The sequence below is a fragment of the Massilia sp. Masssp93 genome (assembly GCF_059491295.1).
In genome coordinates, this window is sequence record NZ_CP168502.1 from 6,474,426 (window position 1) to 6,500,522 (window position 26,097).

General features: G+C 66.2%; 19 protein-coding genes and 4 tRNA genes. 18 read left to right on the forward strand and 5 right to left on the reverse strand.

Annotated features, from left to right (window positions below):
* The first annotated feature begins 14 nt into the window (after nucleotides 1–14).
* The 4 genes from ACEN9Q_RS27150 to ACEN9Q_RS27165 all read left to right on the forward strand — a co-directional run bounded on the left by ACEN9Q_RS27150 (nucleotide 15) and on the right by ACEN9Q_RS27165 (nucleotide 8,250).
* Nucleotides 15–3,566 carry an indolepyruvate ferredoxin oxidoreductase family protein gene (locus ACEN9Q_RS27150; RefSeq protein WP_495626663.1) on the forward strand — a complete coding sequence of 1,184 codons (3,552 nt, stop codon included), beginning with the start codon at nucleotides 15–17 and terminating at the stop codon, nucleotides 3,564–3,566.
* A gap of 121 nt (nucleotides 3,567–3,687) precedes the next feature.
* Nucleotides 3,688–5,256 carry a S41 family peptidase gene (locus ACEN9Q_RS27155; protein ID WP_495626664.1) on the forward strand — a complete coding sequence of 523 codons (1,569 nt, stop codon included), beginning with the start codon at nucleotides 3,688–3,690 and terminating at the stop codon, nucleotides 5,254–5,256.
* A 63-nt stretch (nucleotides 5,257–5,319) separates the two neighbouring features.
* Nucleotides 5,320–7,086 (forward strand): M14 family metallopeptidase, encoded by a 1,767-nt coding sequence (locus ACEN9Q_RS27160; RefSeq protein ID WP_495626665.1) that lies wholly within the window; start codon nucleotides 5,320–5,322, stop codon nucleotides 7,084–7,086.
* 258 nt (nucleotides 7,087–7,344) lie between these two features.
* Nucleotides 7,345–8,250 carry a glycosyltransferase family protein gene (locus ACEN9Q_RS27165; protein ID WP_495626666.1) on the forward strand — a complete coding sequence of 302 codons (906 nt, stop codon included), beginning with the start codon at nucleotides 7,345–7,347 and terminating at the stop codon, nucleotides 8,248–8,250.
* 16 nt (nucleotides 8,251–8,266) lie between these two features.
* Here the strand turns inward: ACEN9Q_RS27165 and ACEN9Q_RS27170 are convergent, their stop codons facing one another.
* From ACEN9Q_RS27170 to ACEN9Q_RS27185, 4 genes are all read right to left on the reverse strand, one after another.
* A complete protein-coding gene (locus tag ACEN9Q_RS27170; RefSeq protein WP_495626667.1) occupies nucleotides 8,267–9,559 on the reverse strand; it encodes a sugar MFS transporter in 1,293 nt (430 codons plus the stop codon).
* A 255-nt stretch (nucleotides 9,560–9,814) separates the two neighbouring features.
* On the reverse strand, nucleotides 9,815–10,774 hold the full coding sequence (gene ttcA / locus ACEN9Q_RS27175; RefSeq protein ID WP_056442624.1) for a tRNA 2-thiocytidine(32) synthetase TtcA: 960 nt from the start codon (nucleotides 10,772–10,774) through the stop codon (nucleotides 9,815–9,817).
* Nucleotides 10,771–11,169: a dihydroneopterin aldolase gene (locus ACEN9Q_RS27180; RefSeq protein ID WP_056442625.1), complete on the reverse strand. Its 399-nt coding sequence runs from the start codon at nucleotides 11,167–11,169 to the stop codon at nucleotides 10,771–10,773. Before ACEN9Q_RS27180 ends, ttcA begins: the two co-directional genes overlap by 4 nt.
* Before the next feature lie 34 nt (nucleotides 11,170–11,203).
* A complete protein-coding gene (locus ACEN9Q_RS27185; protein ID WP_495626668.1) occupies nucleotides 11,204–12,052 on the reverse strand; it encodes an SDR family oxidoreductase in 849 nt (282 codons plus the stop codon).
* A 51-nt stretch (nucleotides 12,053–12,103) separates the two neighbouring features.
* Between ACEN9Q_RS27185 and ACEN9Q_RS27190 the strand changes: the two genes are divergently transcribed.
* The 4 genes from ACEN9Q_RS27190 to ACEN9Q_RS27205 all read left to right on the forward strand — a co-directional run bounded on the left by ACEN9Q_RS27190 (nucleotide 12,104) and on the right by ACEN9Q_RS27205 (nucleotide 17,777).
* Nucleotides 12,104–13,252: a class I SAM-dependent methyltransferase gene (locus ACEN9Q_RS27190; RefSeq protein WP_495626669.1), complete on the forward strand. Its 1,149-nt coding sequence runs from the start codon at nucleotides 12,104–12,106 to the stop codon at nucleotides 13,250–13,252.
* A gap of 176 nt (nucleotides 13,253–13,428) precedes the next feature.
* Nucleotides 13,429–14,442: a J domain-containing protein gene (locus tag ACEN9Q_RS27195; protein ID WP_495626670.1), complete on the forward strand. Its 1,014-nt coding sequence runs from the start codon at nucleotides 13,429–13,431 to the stop codon at nucleotides 14,440–14,442.
* 137 nt (nucleotides 14,443–14,579) lie between these two features.
* Entirely contained in the window at nucleotides 14,580–16,214 is a 1,635-nt protein-coding gene (locus ACEN9Q_RS27200) for a tetratricopeptide repeat protein (RefSeq protein ID WP_056442637.1), read from the forward strand.
* Between the two features lie 6 nt (nucleotides 16,215–16,220).
* Complete coding sequence (locus tag ACEN9Q_RS27205) at nucleotides 16,221–17,777, forward strand: HDOD domain-containing protein (protein ID WP_495626671.1); 1,557 nt, start codon at nucleotides 16,221–16,223, stop codon at nucleotides 17,775–17,777.
* On the opposite strand, the gene ACEN9Q_RS27210 is transcribed toward ACEN9Q_RS27205, so the two are convergent.
* Nucleotides 17,743–20,982, reverse strand: coding sequence for a bifunctional diguanylate cyclase/phosphodiesterase (locus ACEN9Q_RS27210; protein WP_495626672.1), 3,240 nt, complete (start codon nucleotides 20,980–20,982; stop codon nucleotides 17,743–17,745). The two genes, ACEN9Q_RS27205 and ACEN9Q_RS27210, sit on opposite strands and share 35 nt — an antisense overlap.
* Nucleotides 20,983–21,187: 205 nt before the next feature.
* Here ACEN9Q_RS27210 and ACEN9Q_RS27215 point away from each other — a divergent pair.
* The 10 genes from ACEN9Q_RS27215 to rplJ all read left to right on the forward strand — a co-directional run bounded on the left by ACEN9Q_RS27215 (nucleotide 21,188) and on the right by rplJ (nucleotide 26,095).
* Nucleotides 21,188–21,272, forward strand: a tRNA-Tyr gene (locus tag ACEN9Q_RS27215).
* A gap of 51 nt (nucleotides 21,273–21,323) precedes the next feature.
* Nucleotides 21,324–21,397, forward strand: a tRNA-Gly gene (locus ACEN9Q_RS27220).
* Between the two features lie 11 nt (nucleotides 21,398–21,408).
* A tRNA-Thr gene (locus tag ACEN9Q_RS27225) sits at nucleotides 21,409–21,483 on the forward strand.
* Nucleotides 21,484–21,564: 81 nt separating this feature from the next.
* Complete coding sequence (tuf, locus tag ACEN9Q_RS27230) at nucleotides 21,565–22,755, forward strand: elongation factor Tu (protein WP_495626673.1); 1,191 nt, start codon at nucleotides 21,565–21,567, stop codon at nucleotides 22,753–22,755.
* 111 nt (nucleotides 22,756–22,866) lie between these two features.
* A tRNA-Trp gene (locus ACEN9Q_RS27235) sits at nucleotides 22,867–22,942 on the forward strand.
* 37 nt (nucleotides 22,943–22,979) lie between these two features.
* Nucleotides 22,980–23,369, forward strand: coding sequence for a preprotein translocase subunit SecE (gene secE / locus ACEN9Q_RS27240; protein ID WP_056439728.1), 390 nt, complete (start codon nucleotides 22,980–22,982; stop codon nucleotides 23,367–23,369).
* Nucleotides 23,369–23,992: a transcription termination/antitermination protein NusG gene (gene nusG / locus ACEN9Q_RS27245; protein ID WP_056439730.1), complete on the forward strand. Its 624-nt coding sequence runs from the start codon at nucleotides 23,369–23,371 to the stop codon at nucleotides 23,990–23,992. Before secE ends, nusG begins: the two co-directional genes overlap by 1 nt.
* Before the next feature lie 111 nt (nucleotides 23,993–24,103).
* Nucleotides 24,104–24,535: a 50S ribosomal protein L11 gene (gene rplK / locus ACEN9Q_RS27250; protein WP_056439735.1), complete on the forward strand. Its 432-nt coding sequence runs from the start codon at nucleotides 24,104–24,106 to the stop codon at nucleotides 24,533–24,535.
* Complete coding sequence (rplA, locus tag ACEN9Q_RS27255; RefSeq protein ID WP_056439740.1) at nucleotides 24,536–25,231, forward strand: 50S ribosomal protein L1; 696 nt, start codon at nucleotides 24,536–24,538, stop codon at nucleotides 25,229–25,231.
* Between the two features lie 336 nt (nucleotides 25,232–25,567).
* Entirely contained in the window at nucleotides 25,568–26,095 is a 528-nt protein-coding gene (gene rplJ / locus ACEN9Q_RS27260) for a 50S ribosomal protein L10 (protein WP_056439741.1), read from the forward strand.
* The last annotated feature ends 2 nt before the right edge of the window (nucleotides 26,096–26,097 follow it).

The window sequence follows — 26,097 nt, forward strand, 5'->3', positions numbered from 1 at the left end:
AATCGGAGACCCGCATGAACGCCCCCCTGGACCGCAGCCAGCTGGAACCGCTACCGCCCCACGAGATCACGCTCGACGACAAATGGACGCTGGAACGCGGCCGCGCCTTCATGACCGGCACCCAGGCCCTGATCCGGCTGCCGATGCTGCAGCGCGAGCGCGACCTCGCGGCGGGCCTGAATACGGCCGGCTACATCACCGGCTACCGCGGCTCGCCCGTCACGCAGGTCGACCAGACCGCGTGGAAGGCGCAAAAACACCTGGAAGCGCACCACGTCCACTTCCACCCCGGCACGAACGAAGACCTCGCCGCGACGGCCGTCTGGGGCACGCAGCAGACCAATCTGTTCAAGGACGCGAAGTACGACGGCGTGTTTGCCATGTGGTACGGGAAGGGCCCGGGCGTCGACCGTTGCGGCGACGTGTTCAAACACGGTAACAACGCGGGCAGCGCGAAAAACGGCGGCGTGCTGGTGCTGGCCGGTGACGATCACGCGGCGAAATCGTCGTCGACGGCGCACCAGTCCGACCACATCCTGCACCACTGCGGCATCCCCGTGCTGTATCCGTCGTCCGTGCAGGAATACATCGACTACGGCTTGCACGCCTGGGCGATGAGCCGCTACAGCGGCCTGTGGGTATCGATGAAATGCGTGACCGACATCATCGAGTCGGGCGCCGTCGTCGACCTCGATCCGGACCGCGTGCAGACCGTCCTCCCGACCGACTTCGAGATGCCGGCGGGCGGCCTGAACATCCGCTGGCCGGACGCCGTGCTGGACCAGGAAGTGCGCATGAACCACTACAAGTGGTATGCCGCGCTGGCCTATGCGCGCGCCAATAAACTCAACCAGATCGTGTGGGACAGCCCGACACCGAAGATCGGCATCATCACGGCCGGCAAATCCTATCTCGACACCCGCCAGGCGCTGGCCGACCTCGGCATCGACGAGCAGGCGGCGCGCGACATCGGCCTGCGCGTCTATAAAGTCGGCATGACGTGGCCGCTCGACTCGGTCGGCGTGCACGAATTCGCGCGCGGCCTGGACGAGATCCTCGTCGTCGAGGAAAAGCGGCAGGTGCTGGAATACGCGCTGAAGGAAGAGCTGTACAACCTGCCGGACGGCGAGCGGCCGCGCGTCGTGGGCAAGTTCGACGACACGGGCGAATGGAGCGTCAAGAGCCGCTCCGGCCAGGGCGACTGGCTGCTGTCGGCGAACTACGAGCTGAATCCGGCCCAGATCGCGCGCGCGATCGCGTCGCGCATCTCGCACTACTGCGCCGGCCATCCGGTCGAGCAACGCGTGAAAGAGCGCATCGCCTTCCTCGAAGCGAAAGAGCTGATCCTCAAGAACATCCCGAAGGCGAATCCGGAAACGGACCGCATTCCGTATTTCTGCTCCGGCTGCCCGCACAACAGCTCGACGAAGGTGCCGGAAGGCTCGCGCGCGATGGCCGGCATCGGCTGCCACTACATGGTGCTGTGGATGGACCGTGAGACGTCCACGTTCACGCACATGGGTGGAGAAGGCGTCACGTGGATCGGCCAGGCGCCGTTCACGGGCGAAAAACACGTGTTCGCGAACCTCGGCGACGGCACGTATTATCACTCGGGCGTGCTGGCGATCCGCGCGTCGGTCGCGGCCAAGGTCAACATCACTTATAAAATCCTCTACAACGATGCCGTCGCGATGACGGGCGGCCAGGTCGTCGACGGTCCGCTCGATCCGGCCAGGATCAGCCGCCAGCTCGCGGCCGAAGGCGTGAAGCCGATCATCGTCGTGACCGACGAACCCGAAAAATATCCGGCCGATTATCCGTGGGCCGAAGGCGTCACCGTGCGCCACCGCGCGGAACTGATGGACGTGCAGCGCGAACTGCGCGAGATGCCGGGCGTGTCGGCCATGATCTACGACCAGACCTGTGCGTCGGAAAAGCGCCGCCGCCGCAAGAAGGGCGCGTACCCGGACCCGGCCAAGCGCGCCGTGATCAACGAGGCCGTGTGCGAAGGCTGCGGCGATTGCTCGAAGCAGTCGAACTGCCTGTCGGTCGAACCGCTGGAGACGGAACTGGGCCGCAAGCGCCAGATCAACCAGTCTTCGTGCAACAAGGATTTTTCGTGCGTCACCGGCTTCTGCCCGAGCTTCGTCACGGTCGAAGGCGGCGGCTTGAAGAAGCCGAAGAAGGCGGCCACCAATGAAGCGGCGCCGCCGGTCCTGCCGATGCCTGCGATCCCCGCGACGACGACGCCGTTCGGCATCCTCGTCACCGGCATCGGCGGCACGGGCGTCGTGACGGTCGGGCAGATCCTCGCGGTGGCCGCGCACGTGGAAGGCAAGGGCGCGCTGGTGCTGGACATGAGCGGCCTCGCGCAAAAGGGCGGACCGGTGATGTCGCATGTGCGCCTCGCCGACCGCCAGGCCGACCTGCACTCGACGCGCGTCGGCACGGGTAACGCGGACCTCGTGATCGGCTGCGACCAGATCGTCACCGCCAGCCGCGACGCCCTGTCGCGCATGGGAGAAGGCCGCACCTGGGCCGCCGTGAACGGCAGCGGCGCCACCACCGCGGCGTTCATCAAGAACCCGGACTGGCAATTCCCGGCCGAGGGCTCGCGCGGCGCCATCGTGCAGGCTTGCGGCGAAGGCAACGTCGACTTCATCGACGCCGGCCACATCGCGACGACCTTGATGGGCGACGCTATCGCCACCAATATGTTCATGCTGGGCTATGCGTTCCAGAAGGGCCACGTGCCGCTGCAGGAAGCGTCGATCGTGAAGGCGATCGAGTTGAACGGCGTGTCCGTCGCCTTCAACAAGGCCGCGTTCAACTGGGGCCGCACGGCCGCGCACGACCTGCCGTCCGTGCAAAGACTCGTGACGCCCGCGAAGGTGATCGAATTCAAGCGTACCCAATCGCTCGACGACCTCGTGAACCGCCGCGTCGAACTGCTGACCGCTTACCAGGACGCCGCGTATGCCCGGCAGTACAAGGCATTCGTGGACCAGGTCCGCGCGGCCGAAGAGAAGCTGGGCAAGGGCACGCGCCTGACGGAAGCCGTCGCGCGCTACCTGCACAAGCTGATGGCGTACAAGGACGAGTACGAAGTGGCGCGCCTGTACACCGACCCGGCGTTCATGGCCAAGATCGACGGCATGTTCGAAGGCGACGTCAAACTGAAGTTCCACCTGGCGCCGCCGCTGTTCGCGAAGAAGGACAAGGACGGCCACCTGGTCAAACAGGAATTCGGCCCGTGGATGATGAAAGCGTTCGGCGTGCTGGCAAAGTTGAAAGGCTTGCGCGGCAGCGCGCTCGATCCGTTCGGCCACACGGCCGAGCGCAAGATGGAACGCGCCCTGATCCAGGCATACCGGGCGACCGTCGACGGCCTGCTGCCCAGGCTGACGGCCGAGAACCTGGCGCAGGCGGTCGCGATCGCGAGCATTCCGGAAGACATCCGCGGTTTCGGCCACGTCAAGGAGCGCCACCTCGACGCGGCCAAGCGCAAGGAAGCGGCACTGGTGTCCGCCTTCCACGCCGGCGCCGGCGTCACCCGCGCCGCCTGAACGACGGCATCCCGCACGACGCCGCCTGCCGGATTGACGCCCGGCAGGCGGCGTTGTCTTTTTCTGCCGACTGTTACAGTTGGATGTAATCCGCGAGACGGCCGCGTCTATAATCGGACGCATGAATTCGCATTCCGCCTCCGCCGCCTGCTCCCGTCTGATTGCCTGCGCTTGCGCGGCACTCGTCGCCCTGTCCGGCTGCGGTGGCGGCGGCGGCAATCCGTCCATCGGCGCATCGACGCCGGTCGCCAGCGATCCGGGCACGCCGACCGTGCCGACGCCCCCGACGCCGACGCCGACGCCGGCCGACGTTCCGGACCCGATCGCGGCCGACTACATGAGCTACCGGAACCTGTGCGCCGCGCCGCGCACGGGCGTCGATGCCGAGGGCTATTCCTTCCCGGACCGCCAGGGCACGCTGCAGGACGAAATGAAATTCCTGCGCGGCTGGACCGACGCGACTTATCTCTGGTACAAGGAAATCCCGGCCACCGTCCACATGGCGGACTACACGAATGCGCTCGACTATTTCGACGCCCTGAAGACGCCCGCGACGACCGCGTCCGGCCAACCGAAGGACCGTTTCCATTTCACCTACACGACGGCGGAATGGGATGCGCTCAGCAATGCGAGCCAGGACACGGGCTACGGCCTGACCTGGTCGATCAATTCCACGACGGCGCCGCGCACCTGGCTGGCCGCGATCGTCGAGCCGGGTTCGCCGGCCGCCACGGCCGGCATCCAGCGCGGCGACCTGCTGACGGCCGTCGACGGCATCGACTTCATCGACACCACCGACAAGGCGCAGATCGCCCTGCTGAACGCCGGCCTGTCGCCGGACACCGCCGGCGAACACCACACGCTCACGATGCGGCGCGGCGACAAGACGTTCGACGTCGCGCTGACGTCGGCCGTCGTCACCACGACGCCGGTGAAAAACGTCAAGGTGATCGACACCCCGACCGGCAAGGTCGGCTATCTGAGCTTCGAGGACCATAACGCCGTCTCCGAACTGCAACTGGTCAACGCATTCACGACCCTCAAGAACCAGGGCGCGTCGGACCTCGTGCTCGACATGCGCTACAACGGCGGCGGCCTGCTGTACATCGCCAGCGAGCTGGCCTATATGGTTGCGGGACCGGTCTCGGCCGGCAAGACGTTCGAGCGCGCCGTGTACAACGACAAGACGGCGCCCGACGCGCCGATCCCGTTCCGCAGCACCGCCTACGGCTTTTCCGCCCCGGCCGGCGGCGCCTTGCCGTACCTGGGCCTCAGGCGCGTGACCGTGCTGACGACGTCCGACACGTGCTCGGCCAGCGAAGCCGTGATCAATGGCCTGCGCGGCCTGGACGTCCAGGTCGACCTCATCGGCGGCACGACCTGCGGCAAGCCCTATGGCTTCATCCCGACGGACAACTGCGGCACGACGTACTTCACGATCCAGTTCCAGGGCGTGAACGCGAAAGGCTTCGGCGATTTCGCGGACGGCTTCGCACCGACCTGCACCGTCTCCGACGACATGGCGCATGCGCTGGGCGACCCGGCCGAGGGCATGCTGGCCGCGGCGCTGTCCTACCGCACCACCAATGCCTGTCCGGCGGCATCGACGGCACGTGCGCGCGCGGTGCCGATGCACCTGGCGCGGCCGCAGCTGAAAGAGATCGCGATTTATCCGCCCAGGACGCGATAAACCGTTATCACCGATCTATAATTTCCGGCTTGTATCTTCTTCAACTTTGCCGGAGTGCCATCGATGATCCGAACCGCCCGTTTGCTGGCTGTGCTGGCCCTGCTGGCCGCGCCCCTGGCGCACGCCGCGCCCGACCTGGTCACTGTGTCCGAGCGCTCCGGCTTCCAGGTCACCGGCCGCTACGATGAAGTCATCAAGCTGTGCGGCGCCTTCCAGCAGGCCTATCCGAAGCAGGTGAAATGCGTGCAGTTCGGCACGACGCCGGAAGGCCGGCCCATGCTGGCGCTGGCCGTCAACGCGCGCGGCGTGTTCACCCCGGCCGCGGCGCGCAAGGTGAACCTGCCGGTGACGCTGATCCAGGGCGGCATCCACGCCGGCGAGATCGACGGCAAGGACGCCGGCTTCCTCGCCCTGCGCGAGCTCCTGGAAGGCAGGCTCGCATCCGGCGTGCTGGACAAGCAGGTCCTGCTCTTCGTCCCCGTGTTCAACGTCGACGGCCACGAGCGCTTCGCCAAATGGAACCGTCCGAACCAGCGCGGTCCGGTCGAGATGGGCTGGCGCACGACGGCGCAGAATTTCAACCTGAACCGCGACTACGTGAAGGCCGACGCGCCCGAGATGCAGGCCATGCTGGCCCTCGTCAACGCATGGGACCCGCTGACCTGCGTCGACCTGCACGTGACGGACGGCGCCAAGTTCCAGCACGACGTCTCGATCCAGGTGGAACCCGTGTACTCGGGCGATCCGGCATTCCGCAAGGCCGGCCAGGCGCTGCGCGCGAACGTCATCGCCGACATCGGCAAGCAGGGTTCGATGCCGCAGTCCTATTACATGTCGTTCAAGGAGACGGACGATCCGGCCTCGGGCTTCGTCGACGGCGTGTCCGATCCGCGCTTCTCGACCGGCTATTTCCCGCTGCGCAACCGGATGGCCATGCTCGTCGAGACGCACTCGTGGAAGGATTACCCGACCCGCGTGCGCATCACGCACAATGCCGTCGTGTCGGTGCTGCAGCAGGTGGCGGCCCACGGTGCGGAATGGACGCAGGCGGCGCGCGCCGCCGACGTGCGCGCCACGCGCATCGCCGGCCAGCCGGTGGCCCTGACGTACCGCACGACCGACAGGACGACGATGGTCGACTTCCAGGGCTATGCGTACACGCGCACGATGTCCGACGTGTCCGGCATGCTGATGACGCATTACGACGAAACGAAGCCGCAGGTCTGGCACGTGCCGCTGCGCGACGAGGTCGTGGCGGACCTGGAGGTACAGGCCCCTGGCGCAGGCTATGTCGTGCCGGCCGCCTGGGCGCAGATGGTCGCGACGAAGCTCACGCAACACGGCATCGTGTTCCGCAAGCTGGACAAGGCCATCGACGCCGCGCCCGTGCAGACCTTTCGCGCCGACCAGGCCACGTTCGCCGCGACGTCGTTCGAGTCGCACCAGCGCCTCAAGGTGATCGGCGCGTGGAAACCCGAGCCGCGTCACCTCGCCAGGGGCGCGCTGTTCGTGCCGATCGCCCAGCCCAAGGCCCGCCTCGTGATGGCCTTGTTCGAGCCGCAGGCCCCGGATTCGCTGCTGGCCTGGGGCGAGTTCAACAACGCCTTCGAGCGCAAGGAATACATGGAGGACTACGTGGCCGAGGACGTGGCGCGCGAGCAGATGGCGCGCGATCCGGCGCTGGCCGCGGCATTCCGGGACAGGGTCGAGCACGACCCGGCGTTCGCGCAGAACCCCCATGCACGCCTCGAATTTTTCGCGCGCCGCCACCCGTCCTGGGATGAGCGGCTGAACCTGTACCCGGTGTTGCGCACCGACGTGGCGCTGTAATACCGCAGTCCTCTCGCAGTCCATCATAGGGTCCGCATGCGCACGCGGGCCATGCATCGTTGGACCTCTTCCGTATCCGTTTGGCGGCGGCACATGCACGCTGCCTGATCCTGCGCAATCGCCGTCGATTCCGCTGCAACCGCCGCGCGCGGCGCCGCTCTCAATCCATGTGGTGTCGATTGGAGGTGTGCGTCATGGACAAGGCTTTGTATTTTGCGCGTGCACACCGGCGAGCACGCACGCGGGGCGGGGGCTGACATGTGCGCCACGGCCGCGCGGGCCAGTTGCTGCATCGTCTGCGGCGCGGCGCCGCACGACCGGATCGCGCGCCTGCTGCTGAGTCTCACGTCCGCGTGCCCGTACTTGCCGGTGTACGTGGTCGACGATGCGCGGCAGCCCGGCCTGGCCGTGCTGGCAGGACGCTACGGCGCGCACTATCGCCCGCAGTCCGACTCGCCGGGCCACGCGCGCGCCCATAACCGGGTCCTGAGCGAGGCGGCCGGCGCCGGGAGTGCGTATCACCTGCTGCTTGGTCCGGACATCGGCTTGCCGCTCGACGCGGTGGCCCGGATGATCGCCTACATGGAGCAGCATCCCGACGTGGGCCTGCTGGCGCCACGGGTGCAGGGCGCGGACGGACGGCTGCAACCGTTGTGCAGCCTGCTGCCGGGGCCCGTGGAACTGTTGCTGGGGCGCTGTTTTCCGCTGCTGCACCGGTCCAGCGGCAGGCTGGCGCGCTACCAGCTGCACGCGAGCGGCTACAGCCGGGTGATGGACGTGCCGGTGCCGCCTTCGTGCTGCCTGCTGATGCGCGTCGAGACGGTGCTGCGCGTCGGCATGTTCGACGAGCGCTTCCTGCTGCGCTTCGATACGGTCGACCTGGCGCGCCGTACGTCTCGCATCGCGCGCACCGTCTTCCTGCCGCACGTGACGGTCGTGCGCGATGCCGTGCGCGATCCCGCCCGCGTCGGCGCGCGCGGCTGGCGCATGCGGGCGGCGTCGTGCTGGCGGCGGTGCGTGTCGGCCTGCCGCTACTTCAACAAATGGGGCTGGCTGCGCGATGCGGAGCGCGACCGCATCAATGCCCGTGCGCTGCGCCAGCTGGAGCCGGCGCGCCGGCGGCTGGACGGCGTGAGCCCGGCCGGGACCGACGTGGCCCGGTGAGCGGACGCGGGAAGCCTCAGCCGTGCGCCAGCGGCCGGCGCGCGTACCAGCCGAAGGCGAGGATCAGCAGGTAGCACAGCGCGGGTACGGCCAGCGCGAGGCGCAGGCCGGCGGCGTCGGCCGCGAAGCCGGTGATCAGGGGCACGATGGCGCCGCCGACGATGGCCACGCAGATCAGGCCCGAGCCTTCGGCCGCGCGCTCGCCCAGGCCTTCGGACGCCAGGGTGAAAATGGTGGGGAACATGATCGAATTGACGAGGCCGATGGCCAGCAGCGCCCAGCCGGACGCCGCGCCATGCGTGGCGGCCGAGACGAGCAGCAGCAGGGCGGCGATGGCGCCGGCGCCGGCCAGCACCTTGCCGGGCGAGCAGATGCGCAGGACGTAAGCGCCAAGGAAACGGCCGACCATGGCGCCGCCCCAGTACAGCGGCACGTGCTTGCCGGCCGCTTCCGCGCCCAGCCCCAGCACGTCGTTTTGCATCAGGTAGTTCACGATCAGCGAGCCGACGGCCACTTCGGCGCCGACGTACAGGAAGATGCACAGGGCGCCGAACGCGAAGCGGGGCTGTTTCAGCAGGTCGAAAGCGCCCCACATGCTGCTTTCGGGATGGGGATGTTCGACGAGCTTCTTGCGGTTCGTCCAGACGAGGAAGGCGACGATGGCCAGTGCGACGGCCAGGCCGAGGTAGGTGTGCACCACGACCTGGCTTTCGGCGGCGCGGTAGGCGGCGAGGGCGTCGGCCGACAGCGTGGCCTGGTCGACGTGGGCCAGCGAGCCGAGGATCAGGATGGCGCCGACGTAGGGAAAGACGGTCGTGCCGAGCGAATTGAAGGCCTGGGCGAAGGTCAGGCGGCTGGATGCGGTGGCGGGGGCTCCCAGCATCGAGATCAGCGGATTCGCCACGACCTGCACGATGGTGATGCCGGCCGCCAGCACGAACAGCGCCAGCAGGAAGGTGATGAACATGCCGGACGAGGACGCGGGGATGAACAGCAGGCAGCCGGCCGTCATCGTCAGCAGGCCGACCACGGCGGTCCGCATGTAGCCGATGCGCTGCACGATGGCGGCGGCCGGCAGCGACACGATGAAGTAGGCCGCAAAGAAGGCCGATTGCACGAGCATCGCTTGCGCGTACGACAGCGTGAACAGGTCTTTCAGTTTCGGGATGATGACGTCGTTCAGGCTCGTGATGCCGCCGAACGTGAAGAACAGGGCGAACACGAAGATGCGCAAGCTCGCGACCTGGGTATTGGCGTTGGCAGAAGCGCCGCTCGTCTGGGCGGCGCTGGCGGGTTGGCCGATTTGCATGAGGAATCCCGGTGGGTTGGACGATGCGTACGCCAAACGACGTCGCAGGCGAGGTAGGAATATTACATCGCCTTGCCGGGCTGTTGTGGGGTTTGCCGGGCAGTCTTCAGAGTGAAATCGATCTCACTAAGGCGGAGCCATCCATTGCGAAGAAACTGTATTACATAGACAACGTTAAAAAATGCATAACGCATGCCGCGCCGCCGCCATGCCTGGTCGGACATGGCGGCGCCGGGCAGCGCGGCGCAAGACGGCTCAGAGCGGCTGCAGCGGAATGGTGCCCGTCGCCGGCACGCCGCACGGTTCTTCGTCGAAGGCGATGTCGCCGGCCGGGTTCGCCACGCCGTCGGCCTTCAGGTCCGCGAAGCCGAACATGTCGCGGTCCATCAGGTGCGACGGCACGACGGTCGACAGCGACGAGAAGATGTTTTCCACGCGGCCCGGGTGTTTCTTTTCCCAGTCGCGCAGCATGGCCTTGATCTGTTTTCGCTGCAGGTTTTCCTGCGAGCCGCACAGATCGCACGGGATAATCGGGAACTGTTTGACTTCCGCGTAGCGCTCGGTGTCCGCTTCCTTCACATACGCGAGCGGGCGGATCACGACGTGCTTGCCGTCGTCCGACACGAGCTTGGCGGGCATGCCCTTGATCTTCGCGCCGAAGAACATGTTCAGGAAGAAGGTTTCGAGGATGTCGTCGCGATGGTGGCCCAGGGCGATCTTCGTGCAGCCCAGCTCGTCCGCGACGCGGTACAGGATGCCGCGGCGCAGGCGCGAACACAGCGAGCACGTGGTCTTGCCTTCCGGGATCAGGCGCTTGACGATGCTGTAGGTGTCCTGGTTCTCGATGTGGAACGGAATATCCAGCTTCGTCAGGTAGGCGGGCAGCACCTCGGGCGGGAAGTTCGGCTGTTTCTGGTCGAGGTTGACGGCGACGATGTCGAAGTGGATCGGCGCGCGCTCGCGCAGGGTCATGAGGATGTCCAGCAGGGCATAGCTGTCCTTGCCGCCGGACAGGCAGACCATGACCTTGTCGCCGTCCTCGATCATGTTGAAGTCGCCGATCGCCTGGCCGACGAGGCGGCACAGGCGCTTGTGCAGCTTGTTGTTCTCGTAGGCCTGTTTGTCCGCCTTCTTGTCGGCGGCGTCGGGCACGGCAGGGGCCGGCACGGCGGGGTCGAGCACGTCCGCCGGACGCGCCATCGTCACTTCATTCATGCTTCATCCTTGATCTGGAACACTTCGACGCCGACGCCTTCGCAGTCGGGATACACGTCGGGCTTCATCGTCGACACGCGGGCCGCGCGCACGTTGGGGTGGGCCAGCATCGCCTTCACCACGTCGTCGCACAGGGTTTCCTGCAACTGCACGTGGCCTTGCGCCATGCGCCTGGCGATGGTCTCGCGCATGAAGTCGTAGTCGACCACTTCGTGCAGCTGGTCGTCCTTGGGTGTCGAAAGGCCGAGCGGAATGTACAGATCGACATTGATCAGGACGCGTTGCTCGCCCTTCTTTTCGAACTCATGGACACCGATGTTGATCATGACTTCGTAATTGCGCAGGAACAGCCTGCGGCAATCGCGCAGCTGCGGGTAGAACAGGGCGGACAACATAGGAAACCTTCGAGGTAAGGGGGCAATGTAAAAATCATTCAGTCAAAAACATCACGTCGCGCGCCAGCGGCATCAGGTGCTGGCCGCCGTCGACGAGCAGGGTGGTGCCGGTCAGTGCCTTCGCGTTCGCCGCGTAGCACACGGCGTCGACGATGTCCTGCGGCGTCGACGACCGGCCCAGCGGGGTGACCTGGTGCGCGCGCTCGAAGCCGTCCGCGCTCTGGTCGCCGGACACGAGCGTGATGCCGGGCGCGATGCCGACGACGCGCAGTTTCGGCGCCAGCGCCTGGGCCAGCAAGGTGGTGGCCGTCTGCAATGCCGCCTTTGACAACGTGTACGACAAAAAATCCGGGTTGAGATTGTACAGTTTCTGGTCGAGCAAGTTGATCACGACGGCCTGGCCACCGTCCGGCACCAGCGCGTGGAGTTCCTGCGCGAGCAGCAGCGGGGCAGCCACATTGCACTGCATGTGGGCGGCCAGCAGGGCCGGAGAAAACGCGTCGGGCTTGTCGTATTCGAACAACGAAGCGTTGTTGACGATGCAATCCAGCCCGCCCAGCAGGTGCACGGCCTGGCGCGGCAGGGCGCGCACCGCGGCGTCAATGGCCAGGTCGGCGTGCAGCGCGACGGCGCGCCGGCCCAGCGCGCGGATCGCCGTCACGACGTCGTCGGCGTCCGCGGCGGACTGGCGGTAGTGCACGGCGATGTCCCAGCCGGCCTCGGCCATGCCGAGCGCGATGGCGCGCCCGATGCGCCGGCCGGCGCCCGTGACCAGCGCCACCCGGGCGCGCCGGGCGTGCGGCGCGGCATCGTCGTTGGCGGCGTGGGTCTCGGGGCCGTGGTCGGTACGGCCCTGCTCGTCGTTCGTATATGTCTGTGTCATCGTGATGGCGGCCGTTTGTTGGTCCCTGCCGATTCTCGCTACAATGGCCGGATGTCCTTACCTCTCCCCTCCAGCGACGCGCTGGCCGCGTCCCAAGCCTTGCAGCGCATGATCGCTGCCGAGATCGCCGACCAGGGCGGCGCCATCCCGTTTTCGCGCTTCATGGAGCTGGCGCTGTACGCGCCGAATCTCGGCTATTACAGCGGCGGGGCTGCCAAGCTCGGCCGCGACGGCGATTTCACCACCTCGCCCGAGATCAGTCCGCTGTTCGGTGCCACGCTGGCGCGCGCGGCCGCCGCTATTATGGCCCAAAGTGGCCCCAACATCATCGAATTCGGCGCCGGCACCGGCAAACTGGCCCATGACGTCCTGACGACGCTGGGTGAACTGGGCGTGCGCATCGACAGCTATACGATCATCGAACTGTCGGGAGAATTGCGCGCGCGCCAGCAGGAAGCGCTGAAGGATTTCCCGCAGGTGCGCTGGACGCACGACTTTCCGGACGCGTTCCGCGGCGTGGTCCTCGCCAACGAGGTGCTGGATGCGATGCCGGTCGAGCTCGTCCTGCGCGACGGCGGCCGCTGGCAGCGCCAGATGGTGACGGTCGACGCGGGCCGCTTCGCGTTCGCGCCGGGCGCGCCCGATGCGGCGCTGCTGGACCAGATCGCGCGCCAGATCCCGGACGCCGACACGCTGCAGGACGGTTATCTGACCGAAATCCACCCCGTCGGCTGCGGTTTCATGCGCTCGCTGGCGCAGATGTTCAAGGGGGGCAAGGGCGCCGCGATCCTGATCGACTACGGTTTTCCCGCCCACGAATATTATTTCGACGAGCGCACGAGCGGCACGCTGATGTGCCATTACCGCCACCACGCGCACCCCGACCCGTTTTATTTGCTCGGCCTGCAGGACATCACGGCGCACGTCGACTTCACGGCGATGGCGCTGGCGGCCCACGGCGCCGGGCTCGACGTGCTCGGCTACATGAGCCAGGCCGCGTTCCTGCTGGCGGCGGGCATCGGCGACCTGTTGCTGCGGACGGATCCGGAAGATGCGCTGCGCTACCTGCCGCAGTCGAAGGCCGTGCAAAAGCTCGTGTCGCCGGCCGAGATGGGGGAATTGTTCAAGGTGCTCATCGTCGGCAGCGGCGTGGACGCCGATCCGGCCATCGAGCGCGCCGATCGCAGCCATAAGTTGTGATACTGACATCTTGCGTCGTGGATACAAACCCGGCTATCCTGTACTGCCGCCCGTACGGCAGGCTGCCTCTTGCCTCTGCCGTTACTGAACGAATCGGCTAATATTGATGCAGCAGGATATCCGCACCGGCAAGCGCGGACATCCTGCGTGGCGCCCGTGCAACCTGACTCCCGACCATGGCCAAGATCCACACCCATTATGACAACCTCAAGGTGTCGCGCCACGCACCGCAGGAAGTCATTCGCGCGGCCTACAAGGCGCTGAGTCAGAAATACCACCCCGACAAGAATCCGGGCGACGAACGTGCCGCGCGGATCATGGCGATCGTCAATACGGCCTACAACATCCTGTCCGATCCCGTGCGCCGCAAGGAGCACGACGAATGGATCGCGTCGGAAGAGTGGGAAGTGGAGTGGCTGGAAAGCTCCCACGGCGAGGACGGGCGCGAGCGGCCCCGGGGCGACCCGCACTGGGAACCGCGCCAGGTCCCGGCGCCGTCGCGCTGGCGCGTGCTGCGCGACCCGCGCTGGTGGGGCGTCATGCTGGCCGCCTTCGCGGGCGGCGGCGCGTTGACCCTCGTGCTGCTCGATCCGCCCCGATATCTGCCGAGCGCGCTGGCCTGGCCTGCCAAGGCCCAGCCTGCCGCCGTGGCCGCGGCGCCGGCATCCGCGGCGGCATCCGCCGCGTCGTCCGCGTCGGTGCCGAACACGCCGCCGGACCCGCTCGGCACCGACGCCAGCGCCGACGGCTGGGCGCGTCCGGCCGGACAGCCCGATGCGCCGCCCGACATCAAGGCCCTCGCCGTGACCCAGCTGGTCGTGCCGGCGCGCGCCCCCGATTGCGATACCGATCTGCAGGCCCAGGTGGCGCCGACGGGCGATCCGTGGCCCGCGCAGTCCGGCTACATCGACGGTTATCCGCTCGGCAACCAGGGTGACGAGATGCAGGTGCTGGTCGACAACAGCAACAATCCTTCGCCCGTGCTGGTCAAGATCTACGACCTGGACCGCCGCTCGAACGTGCGCCACGCGTATGTGCTGGGCCGGGCCAAGTTCCTGATCGAGAAACTTGCGGCCGGCAAGTACGAAGTCCGTTACCAGAACATCATGATCGGCGGGGGCCGTCCGGAATGCGTCAACGGCCACCGCGCGCCGCTGCGCCAGGCCGCCGCGCGCCAGCCTGGCGCCTGAGTGTGGTTTTTTGCGACATTTCGCCCGGTTGAGCGCGGGTGAAATTCAAGAATTCTATTCCCTGGACGTAATATACTCGGTAGACCAAGGGCCCATGCAGCCCACTGCCCATCGCAGGCACATACGGAAAACCGGATATGAACGAACTTGACGGCCTCACCGCCCTGATCATCGAGCCGCATGCCGGCATGCGGTCGACGATCCACAACATGCTGAACATGTGCGGCCTGAGCAAGATCGACCACGTCGGCGGCTCGAACCAGGCCGTCAAGCACCTCGGCCTGAAGCATTACGACCTGATCCTGTGCGAATACGCGCTGGAAGGCGGCCAGGACGGCCAGCAACTGCTCGAGGACGTGCGCCACCACAAGCTCATGCCGCTGTCGACCATGTTCTTCATGGTCACGGCCGAGGGCGATTACGGCAAGGTCGTCAGCGCCGCCGAACTCGGGCCCACCGATTACGTGCTGAAACCGTTCACGGCCGACCGCCTGCTCGAGCGCATCGCGCGCGGCCTGGAGCGGCGCAACGCGCTGCTGCCGGTGTACGAGCTGATGGAGGCGGGCAACCAGCGCGAGGCGATCGCCGCCTGCGTCGAGGGCGAGGCCCGCCATCCGCGCTACCTCGTCGATTTCCTGCGCCTGCGCGCCGAACTGCACATGTTCCTCGGCGAGCCGCACGAGGCCGAACCGGTCTACCGCCAGCTGGTCGAGACCAAGGCCATCGCCTGGGCGCGCCTGGGCCTGGCCAAGACCCTGTTCCTGCGCGAGCGCTACGACGAGGCCCGCGAGATGCTCGAGGACCTCGTCGACAGCAACAAGAACTTCGTCGACGCCTACGACTGGCTGGCGCGCACCCACGAGGCGGCCGGCGCGCTGGACGACGCTAAGGCCGTGCTGATGGAAGCGGTGGCCGTGTCGCCGCACGCCGTGCGGCGGCTGCGCAAGCTGGGCGAGACCGCGCTCGAGGCGGGCGACCACGATACGGCCGAGAAGACCTTGAAGCAGGTCGTCAGCAAGGCCAAGTATTCCGAGTTCAAGGACCCGCAGGACCACGTGCTCCTCGTGCAGACCCTCGTGCGCAAGGGCGACCCCGTGCAGGCCGCGGCCGTCGTCCGCGACCTGGATAAATCGATGGCCTTCCAGAAGCACACGCCGCTGTGCAGCGCCATCGCGTCGAGCCTCGTGCACGAATACACGGGCAACGACGCGCGCCTGGCGGAAGCGCTGGCGGCGGCCCTCGCGGCCAACAAGGAGGCGCCCGACCTGCGTCCCGAGCTCAAGCTGGAACTGGCCCGCACCTGCATCGAGAACGGCATGGAAGAAGGCGCCGCCGACGTCGTGCGCGAGGTGATGCGCAATGCCCAGAACGGCGCCGCGGTGGCGCGCGCGATGGCCGTGTTCGAGAACGCGGGCCAGGCCGAGACGGCGCAGAAGCTGGCGCTGGAAAGCCGCCAGCAGGTCGTCGACCTCGTCGCCACCGGCGCCGCCAAGGCCAAGGGCGGCGACTACAAGGGCGCCCTCGTGCTGATGCAGGAAGCGGCGACCAAGCTGCCGGACAATCCGCAGGTCGTGTTCAACGCCGCGCTGGCAACCCTGAAATGCCTGGACCACGACGGCTGGGACGAGCGCCTCGGCCAGCAGGCCCTCGGCTATATCGCCGGCGTGCGCCGCCTCGATCCGGTCAACCCCAAGCTGCCCGCGCTGGCCGGGATGCACCAGCAGATCCTCAAGAAATACGACAAGGGCCCGCGCCTGAAAAAGGCCGGCTGAGGCGACATGACGAATCCGAACCCGAATCCCGGCCCGCCGCCGGACGGTCGCCGCGTGCGTGCCGCGCTGCTGCAGAAAGTCGGCGGCGACGAGGACATGTTCGCGCTCGGCAGCGCCATCGCGCGCGTCGTGCAGATGGCCACGTCGGACGACAAGGGCACGCACGACCTCGCGCACTTCGTGTTGTCCGACGTCGCGCTCACCCAGCGCATCCTGCGCCTGGCGAACACGGTCCGCTACCGCACCGCGGCCGGCACGGCCGTCACGACGGTTTCGCGCGCGATCTCCCTGCTGGGCTTCGACAACGTGCGCACGGTCGCGCTGGCGATGCTCCTCGTCGACGCGCTGGCCAGCAGCGACCATGCGTACAGCGTGCGCGTGGAACTGGAAGCGTCGCTGTGCGCGAGCCTCGTCGGACGCGAAATGGCGCGCCACAGCTTTTATCAGGGCGCGGAGGAAGCGTCGATCGGCGCGTTGTTCAAGAATCTCGGCGCGCTGCTGGTGGCGTCGCACGAGCACGACCGCTACCTCGAGGTCCAGGCCCTGTTCGCGACCGGCAAGCACGCGCTTGCGCAGGCCGCGCAGATGATCCTCGGCTGCAGCTTCGATGCGCTGTCCGAGGCCGTGCTGGGCGAGTGGAAGATTCCGGACGTGATCATGCGCGCCCAGCGCCCGCTGGAGCCCGGCACGCTCAAGCTGGCCGTCAACCGCGGCGAGTGGATGCGCCAGGTGGCGTCGTTCAGCCTGGACGTCGCGCGCCTGATGGGGAAAACCGCGACGCCGTCCGACGCGCCGGAAGCGCAAGCCATGCTGGCGCGCTACGGCACCGCGCTGAACATCGGCGCGGCCGAGCTGGACGAGCTGTTCGAGGCGGTGGCGTTCGAGATGAAGAGCCTCCTGGAGAGCATGAACCTGCAGCCGGTGCCGCGCCGTGCGCCGGAAGACGTGGGCGGGCTGCCCAACGTGCTGGTGCTGGCGACCCTCGGCGCCGGCGGGAAGGAAGAGCAGGGCGCCTACCCGAGCGGCAAGCCGAAGAACGCGCGCGACCTGCTGCTGGCCGGCGTGCAGGACGTGACGCAGATGCGCGCCTCGGGCCAGCACAAGGTCAACGACGTGGTGCTGGCCGTGCTGGAAACGCTGTACACGGCGCTGGGCTTCCGTTTCGCGACGGTCGTGCTCAAGGACGTGCGCGCCGGGCAGTACCGGGCCCGCGTCTCGTTCGGCCTCACGCAGGCGCACGTGCAGCAAGGCTTCACGTTTCCGCTGGCGGCGAGCGGCGAAAAGGGCGCGCGCGACCTGTTTTACCTGGCGATGGAAAACGACGCCGACCTGATGATCTCGGACGCGCGCGGCGCCAAGATCCGCGACCTGCTGCCGGCCTGGCACAAGGCATTGCTGCCGGATGCGCAGAGCTTCATCGTGCTCCCGCTGGTGGTCGGCAAGGCCCAGCTGGGCCTGTTCTACGCGGACCGCACGGCGACGGCGCCGGAAGGCGTGCCGCCCGACGAGACGGCCCTCATCAAGGCGCTCAAGGGCCAGGTACTGGCTGCGCTTGCGCCCTGACGAAGTCGCGGAATTCGCGCACCGGCATCGGCCGCCCGAACAGGAAACCCTGCGCCTCGTCGCTGTGGCGGTCGCGCAGGAATCCCCGCTGCGCCTGCGTTTCGACCCCTTCCGCGATCACGCCCAGCCCGAGCGCATGGGCGAGGCCGATGGTCGCGCCGACGATGGCGGCGTCGTTCGGATTCGTCTCGATGTCGCGCACGAAGCCGCGGTCGATCTTGATGCGGTCGATCGCGAACAGCTTCAGGTAGGCCAGCGACGAATAGCCCGTGCCGAAGTCGTCGATCGCCAGCTTGAAGCCGCGCGCGCGCAGTTGCAGCAGCAGCTTGCGCGTGTTCTCCGGGTCGCGCATCGCGGCCGTTTCCGTGATCTCCAGTTCCAGCCGCGCCGGATCGATCGCGTGCTCGTCGAGCAGCTGGTCCAGGCGTGACAGCAGCGCGCCGCCGTTGAACTGGCGCGCCGACAGGTTCACGGCCAGGCGCAGCTGGCCCATGCCGTCTTCCTGCCACTCGGCCAGCAGGGCCATGGCGCGCGCCAGCACCCAGTCGCCCAGCGGCAGGATCAGGCCCGATTCCTCGGCGATGGGAATGAAGCGGCCGGGATCGACGCTGCCCAGTTCCGGATCGTGCCAGCGCAGCAGCACCTCGGCGCCGATCACGCGCCCCGTCTCGAGTTCGACCTGGGCCTGCAGGTGCACGTCGAAGCCGCCGCTTTCCAGCGTCGCCCACATGCGGTTCTCCAGCATCAGGTGCTCGTGCGTGGCCGCGTTCATGGCGGACGAGAAGAACTGGAAATTGCCGCGGCCCTCGCGCTTGGCGGCGTACATCGCCATGTCGGCGTGGCGCAGCAGCGTGTCGGCATCCAGGCCGTCGTCCGGGAACAACGCCACGCCCACGCTGGCGCCGCTGTGCGCCGTCGTGCCGGCCAGGCGGTAGGGCTGCTGCAGCGATTCCACGAGGCGCACCGCCACGGCGCTCACGCTGTCCGGAGACAGGGGGCCGCCCAGCACGATGATGAATTCGTCGCCGCCGAGCCGGGCGAGGGTGTCGACGTCGCGCAGCAGGTCCTTCATGCGCGCCGCCGCGCCCGTCAACAGCTCGTCGCCGGCCTGGTGGCCGAGCGAATCGTTGATCTTCTTGAAGTGGTCGAGGTCGATGAACAGCACGGCCAGCGGCTGCCCGGTGCGGCGTGCCTGCGCCAGCTGCCGTTCGAGGCGCATGCCGAGCGCATGGCGGTTCTCCAGGCCCGTCAGCGGATCGTGGTGGGCCAGGCGGTGGATGCGCGCCTGGGCGCGCTGCTGCTCCGTCAGGTCGCGCAGGATGCACACGAACAGGCGCTCCCCCGCGAGGTCGACGAGGGACACGGACACGGCCAGCGGCATCGGCTCGCCGCGCGCGTTCAGGCCGTCCAGCTGGCGGTCGTCGGGGCTGTTTCCGGCCAGGCGCGCCAGCAGGTCGGGGCCGTTCTCGTCGCCGTGGCCCGGCACCAGTGCCGTGAACGCGAGACCGGGCAGGTGGGCCGGCGGGTAGCCGAACAGTGCCGCCGTGGCGTGGTTGGCGGACAGCACCTGGCCGTGCGCGTCGACGGTGACGATGGCGTCGGCCGCATTGTCGAGGATGGCCTGCAGGCGCGCCGCGCGGTCCGCCACCTGCGCCTCGATCTGGGCGCGCTCGCCGCTGACGATCAGCATCAGCGCGCCCAGCAGCGCGGCCAGCAGCAGCCCCGTCGTGATCACGATCCAGCTGGCCAGCCCGCGCTCGCCCTCCATGTAGGCCGCCGTCGGTGAAAAGCGCAGCTGCAGCGTGCGGCCGCCGAACCCCAGCAGGACGGTGTAGTCGCCGCTGACCGCGCGCCGCCCGGGATCGCCCGCCAGCGCGCGCGCCGCGGTGCCCGGCGTGACGTCGGCCAGGCTGATGTCGAAGCCGTCAAAGCCTGCCCGGTGCACCACCTGCTGGATGAACACCGGCGCATTCAGGAACAGCGCCAGCATGCCGCGCGGCGGCTGGCCGGGCTCCCCGACCACGCGGAACAGGGCGATCCCGGTCGTGCCCGTCGTCACCAGCGTGATCGGCCCGGTGGCCACGGCGGTCGTGCCGGCCATGGCCCGCGCGGCCGCGTCGGCGCGTCCCGGCGCCGCGAGGAAATCCAGGCCGCGGAGCGCCTGGTTGCTTGGCGGCCACGTGTACAGCAAGGGCAGGTAGCGCGCCCGCACGCCGGCCGGGCGCAGCCGGTTGTCGGGGCCCAGGTCGCGCACGCCGGGAAAATCGGGATCGACGTTGCTGCGCACCCAGGTCTCGAAGGCCGCGCGTGCGGCGTGCGTGACCGGCACCATCCAGTCGATGCCGGAGATTTCCGGCCGGCCGCCGACGTAGCCGCTGGTCGTGCGCAGGAAGCGGGCGCGGTCCATGAACCGGTCGTCCGTGCCGAGCGCGCGCGCGAACGTGTCGACGAAGCGCTCGTGCTCGCGCAGCTCGGCCTGCAGCTCGTCGGCCACCTGCTGGGCCTTGAGGCGGTAGGCCTGCAGGTATTGCTGGTGTTCCCAGTGCACGGTCTGTTCGTAGGCGGCAATGACGACGGCGGCCGCCAGCAGCAGCGGCACGGCGACGATGCGGGCGCGCCTGCGCCACAGCCGGCGCGGCCGGCCGCACGCGATCCAAACGAGCGGTGCGGCGAGCAGGACGCCGACGGTGTCGCCGGCCCACCAGTTGATCCAGGTCGGCGCCCGCTCGGCAGCCGTCACCACGCCCAGCCGATACAGCACGGCCACGCTGACGGTCGCGTTGATCAGGCAGAACACCGGCGCGAGCCCCAGGAAGCGGGCGACGTCGCGCGACGTGCCGAGCGCGGGATCGACGAGGCGGCCGAACCATTGCGCGCCGAGCCAGGCTTGGGCCAGCGCGCCGAGGGCGGTGACGGTCGTCGCCGCCGCGGCGATCCAGGGCGCGGTGTCGGGCGCCATCCAGCCGTCGGGCAGATGCATCAGGATCGCGCCGATGGCGACGCCGGGGAGGGCGCGCCAGCCGAGCACGACCGTCAGCGCGAAGCCGACGCCGGCCGGCAGGTAGACGGGCGTGGCATAGCCGGCCGGCAAGGCCAGCGCGTGACTGAGCAGGCCGGTGCCGAGGTAGACGGCAATGGTCGTCAGGTTGGCCAGCCACAGGCGGGGCCCGTGGCGTTCGTGGTTGCCGCTGCGATTCAGGTCCATGGAGAGGCTCTCTGACGTCAATACAGTGTACGCGCAAACGTCCGCGGGGACCGGCACGGATTGTTTATTGCAAACAGCCCTTGCGGACTTGAACTTCGGCCGTTACAATCACGCCCCGAAGCAGCGACACTGTTTGAGTTTGATCAGTTCAGGCAAAAACAGTTGACGAAGTTTATACGTTGCTTCATACTCTGCGGTTCTTCGCGGTGGGGTGGCCGAGTGGTTAAAGGCAGCAGACTGTAAATCTGCCCTCTCTGAGTACGCTGGTTCGAATCCAGCCCCCACCACCAAATGCGTTGATCGTGTTGTGAATCGAATGTTGAAGCTAAGAAGTACCTCGCGCGGGTGTAGCTCAATGGTAGAGCTGAAGCCTTCCAAGCTTATGACGAGGGTTCGATTCCCTTCACCCGCTCCAGTTTCAAATAAGCCCTTGTAGCTCAGTGGTAGAGCACTCCCTTGGTAAGGGAGAGGCCACGTGTTCAATCCACGTCAAGGGCACCAGAATTTAAACGGCTGTCGGCTGTCTCGACTGTCAGGTGTGCCTGGTAATTTTCAATATCGTTAGGATCTTAGGAGTCTAGAATGGCAAAAGGTAAATTCGAACGGACCAAGCCGCACGTGAACGTCGGCACCATTGGTCACGTTGACCACGGCAAAACCACCCTGACGGCTGCAATCGCGACCGTTCTGTCGAAGAAATTCGGCGGCGAAGCCAAGGCCTACGATCAGATCGACGCGGCGCCGGAAGAAAAAGCGCGCGGCATCACGATCAACACCGCACACGTCGAGTACGAAACGGCCAACCGCCACTACGCTCACGTCGACTGCCCGGGCCACGCCGACTACATCAAGAACATGATCACCGGTGCTGCCCAGATGGACGGCGCGATCCTGGTGTGCTCGGCCGCTGACGGTCCGATGCCGCAGACGCGCGAACACATCCTGCTGGCTCGCCAGGTGGGTGTTCCGTACATCATCGTGTTCCTGAACAAGTGCGACCTGGTCGACGACGCGGAACTGCTGGAACTGGTCGAAATGGAAGTGCGCGAGCTCCTCTCGAAGTACGAGTTCCCGGGCGACGACCTGCCGATCATCAAGGGTTCGGCTCGTATGGCGCTGGAAGGCCAGCCGGGCGAGATGGGCGAAGAGTGCATCGCCCGCCTGGCTGAAGCCCTGGACACCTACATCCCGACCCCGGAACGTGCCGTCGACGGCGCCTTCCTGATGCCGGTTGAAGACGTGTTCTCGATCTCGGGCCGCGGTACCGTGGTGACCGGTCGTGTCGAGCGCGGCATCATCAAGGTCGGCGAAGAGATCGAAATCGTCGGCATCACCGACACCGTCAAGACCACCTGCACCGGCGTGGAAATGTTCCGCAAGCTGCTGGACCAGGGTCAAGCCGGCGACAACGTCGGTCTGCTGCTGCGCGGCACCAAGCGTGAAGACGTCCAGCGTGGCCAGGTTCTGGCCAAGCCGGGTTCGATCAAGCCACACAACCACTTCACCGGCGAGATCTACGTGCTGTCGAAGGATGAGGGCGGCCGTCACACCCCGTTCTTCAACAACTACCGTCCGCAGTTCTACTTCCGTACGACTGACGTGACCGGTTCGATCGAGCTGCCGGCCGACAAGGAAATGGTCATGCCTGGCGACAACGTGTCGATCACCGTCAAGCTGATCGCTCCGATCGCGATGGAAGAAGGTCTGCGCTTCGCAATCCGCGAAGGCGGCCGTACCGTCGGCGCCGGCGTGGTTGCCAAGATCCTGGCCTGATCGCAGTAAGGTAGTACCTCCGGGCGGAACGTTTCTGTTCCGCCCAACAATAGAGTGTTGCGCGAAGTATCCACCTCGCGTATAATGCTCGATTCAACTAGAAGTTTTTGTAGGGGCGTAGCTCAATTGGCAGAGCGTCGGTCTCCAAAACCGAAGGTTGGGGGTTCGATGCCCTCCGCCCCTGCCACCGAATTCGGTGCCAGGCACCCGAAAGTAAATTAAGTATGTCTAATCAATCCGTGCAAACCGTCGGCACCGCGAACGACAAGTTCAAGGTCGCGCTGGCAGTGGTTGCTACGATTGCAGGCGTGGTCGGCTTTTTCATTCTGAAAGGCCAGAACAAACCAGCCCTGATGTGCGCAGGCGCACTCGTGGCTGGTTTGGCTATTGCCGTCCTGCTGTTGTGGACTTCCGCCACCGGTCGCGACTTCCTGAGCTTCGCGAAGGAATCCGTACGTGAAACGAAGAAGGTTGTATGGCCTACCCGCAAGGAAGCGACCCAGATCACCGCCGTGGTGTTCGGGTTCGTGCTGGTGATGGCAATTTTCCTGTGGGGCACGGATAAGATTCTTGAGTTCCTGATGTACGACGTGATCCTTGGGTGGAAACAGTAATGAGCGAAAACGCTGAAAACGTGCCGGGTGAAGTCCCGGCGGCCGGCGTTCCGGCACAAGACGCTGCTGCGCCGCTGAGTGTCCCGGTCAGCAACAAGCGCTGGTACGTCGTGCATGTCTACTCGGGCATGGAAAAGAGCGTGATGCGCGGCCTGACCGATCGCATCGAGCGCGGCGGCATGCAGGAGCAGTTCGGCCGCATCCTGGTTCCGACCGAAGAAGTGGTCGAAGTCAAGAACGGCAGCAAATCGGTGTCCGAGCGTCGCTTCTTCCCGGGTTATGTGCTGGTCGAGATGGAAATGACCGACGAGACCTGGCACCTCGTGAAGAACACGCCGAAAGTCACCGGCTTCATCGGCGGCAAGAGCAACAAGCCGACCCCGATTCCGGCGCGCGAGATCGACAAGATCATGCAGCAGGTCCAGGAGGGTGTCGAGAAGCCGCGGCCCAAGGTGCTGTACGAAGTGGGCGAGCAGGTGCGCATCAAGGAAGGCCCGTTCACCGACTTCAACGGCAGCGTCGAGGAAGTCAACTACGAAAAATCGAAGGTGCGGGTGTCTGTCACCATCTTCGGCCGCGCGACTCCGGTGGAACTGGAGTTCGGGCAGGTAGAGAAAGTCTAAAACGCCGAATCGGAGCGTCGCAGCAGCAAGGCGGAATCCGATAAGAGGAGCTCCGCCGGATAAGTGGTATCGGTGGAGCGCTACCACTCATAATCGACAAAGGAGCCAATCATGGCAAAGAAAATCGTCGGTTTTATCAAGCTGCAAGTGCCGGCTGGTAAAGCAAATCCCTCCCCTCCGATCGGCCCGGCCCTCGGCCAGCGCGGTCTGAACATCATGGAATTCTGCAAGGCCTTCAATGCCAAGACGCAAGGCATGGAACCGGGCATGCCGATTCCGGTCGTGATCACCGCCTTCGCGGACAAGTCCTTCACTTTCGAGATGAAGACCCCGCCGGCAACGTACCTGATCAAGAAATTCGCTGGCGTGACCAAGGGTTCGCCGAAGCCGCATACCGACAAGGTCGGCACGCTGACCCGTGCCCAGGCTGAAGAAATCGCAAAAACCAAACAGCCGGACCTGACCGCTGCCGACATGGATGCCGCTGTGCGCATCATCGCCGGCTCGGCACGTTCGATGGGCATCACGGTGGAGGGTATCTAAATGGCTAAGCTGTCCAAGCGCGTCAAAGAAATGAAAGCCAAAGTAGACCGTAACAAGGCCTACGCTTTCGACAACGCCGTCGCAATCGTCAAGGAATTCGCAACCGCCAAGTTCAACGAGTCGATCGACGTCGCCGTGCAACTGGGCGTGGATCCGAAGAAGTCGGACCAGGTCGTTCGCGGTTCCGTCGTCCTGCCGGCCGGTACGGGCAAGACCGTCCGCGTCGCCGTCTTCGCACAGGGCGACAAGGCCGAGCAGGCTAAAGCCGCCGGCGCCGACATCGTCGGCATGGAAGACCTGGCAGAACGCGTCAAGGCCGGCGACATGCCGTTCGACATCGTGATCGCTTCGCCGGACACCATGCGTATCGTCGGTACCCTGGGCCAGATCCTGGGCCCGCGCGGCCTGATGCCGAACCCGAAGGTCGGCACCGTGACCCCGGACGTGGCTGGCGCCGTCAAGAACGCCAAGGCCGGTCAGGTCCAGTACCGTACCGACAAGGCAGGTATCATCCACGCCACGATCGGCCGCAAGTCGTTCAGCGACGAACAGCTCAAGACCAACCTGGTCGCGCTGATCGATGCCCTGAACAAGGCCAAGCCGGCTTCGTCGAAGGGTATCTACCTGCGCAAGGTCGCCATCTCGTCGACCATGGGCGCCGGCGTCCGTGTCGATCACGGCACCCTGGCTGCTTAAGTAAAAAATAAAGCGACGAGAACTCGTTCTCGTCCTTCTCGGCACTGCCGAGAACGACTCCCCGCGAAGGCGGGGATCCAAGTTTAGACCTCATGGTTTTATCGTGGGGCAGATCTTTGGGCTGGCGGCGTCAAGCTGCCAGGCAATCAAAGACCGTTGGGCCAAAGGCAGAGGTTGAGCTGGAGGTTAATAGATCACCCAACGCAGATGGCGAACCCGAGCAAGTTTTGTAGTCGATGCTACGTAGTTGTATTCGTTAGTCTCGCTTCTTAACTTCGGACGCCGTGTTCGAACCGATGCGGGGGATTTCCTCCACATCATTTAAGGAGATTGACCGTGGGTCTTAATCTGAATGACAAAAAGGCCGTCGTCGAAGAAGTTTCCGCAAAAGTAGCAACTGCGCAAACCATCGTCGTCGCCGAGTACCGTGGCATCCAGGTTAGTCACTTGACGAAACTCCGTGCAGCCGCTCGTTCGCAGGGCGTGTACCTGCGTGTTCTGAAGAACACGCTGGCACGTCGCGCTGTGGAAGGCACCCAGTTTGCACCGCTGGCTGATTCGATGGTTGGTCCGCTGATCTACTCGATCTCGGATGACGCCGTCGCAGCAGCCAAAGTGCTGGCCGACTTCTCCAAGACCAATGACAAGCTGGTCGTGAAGGGCGGTAACTACGCTGGTAAGAATCTGGATGTCGCTGGTGTTTCGGCACTGGCAAGCATCCCGAGCCGTGAAGTCCTCATCGCCCAGCTGCTGGGTGTCATGCAGGCTCCGGTCTCCGGCTTTGCACGCGTTCTGGCTGCCGTGGCAGCACAAAAAGGCGAAGGTTCCGCAGCTCCGGCAGCGGAAACCGCAGCGGCTGAATAAGC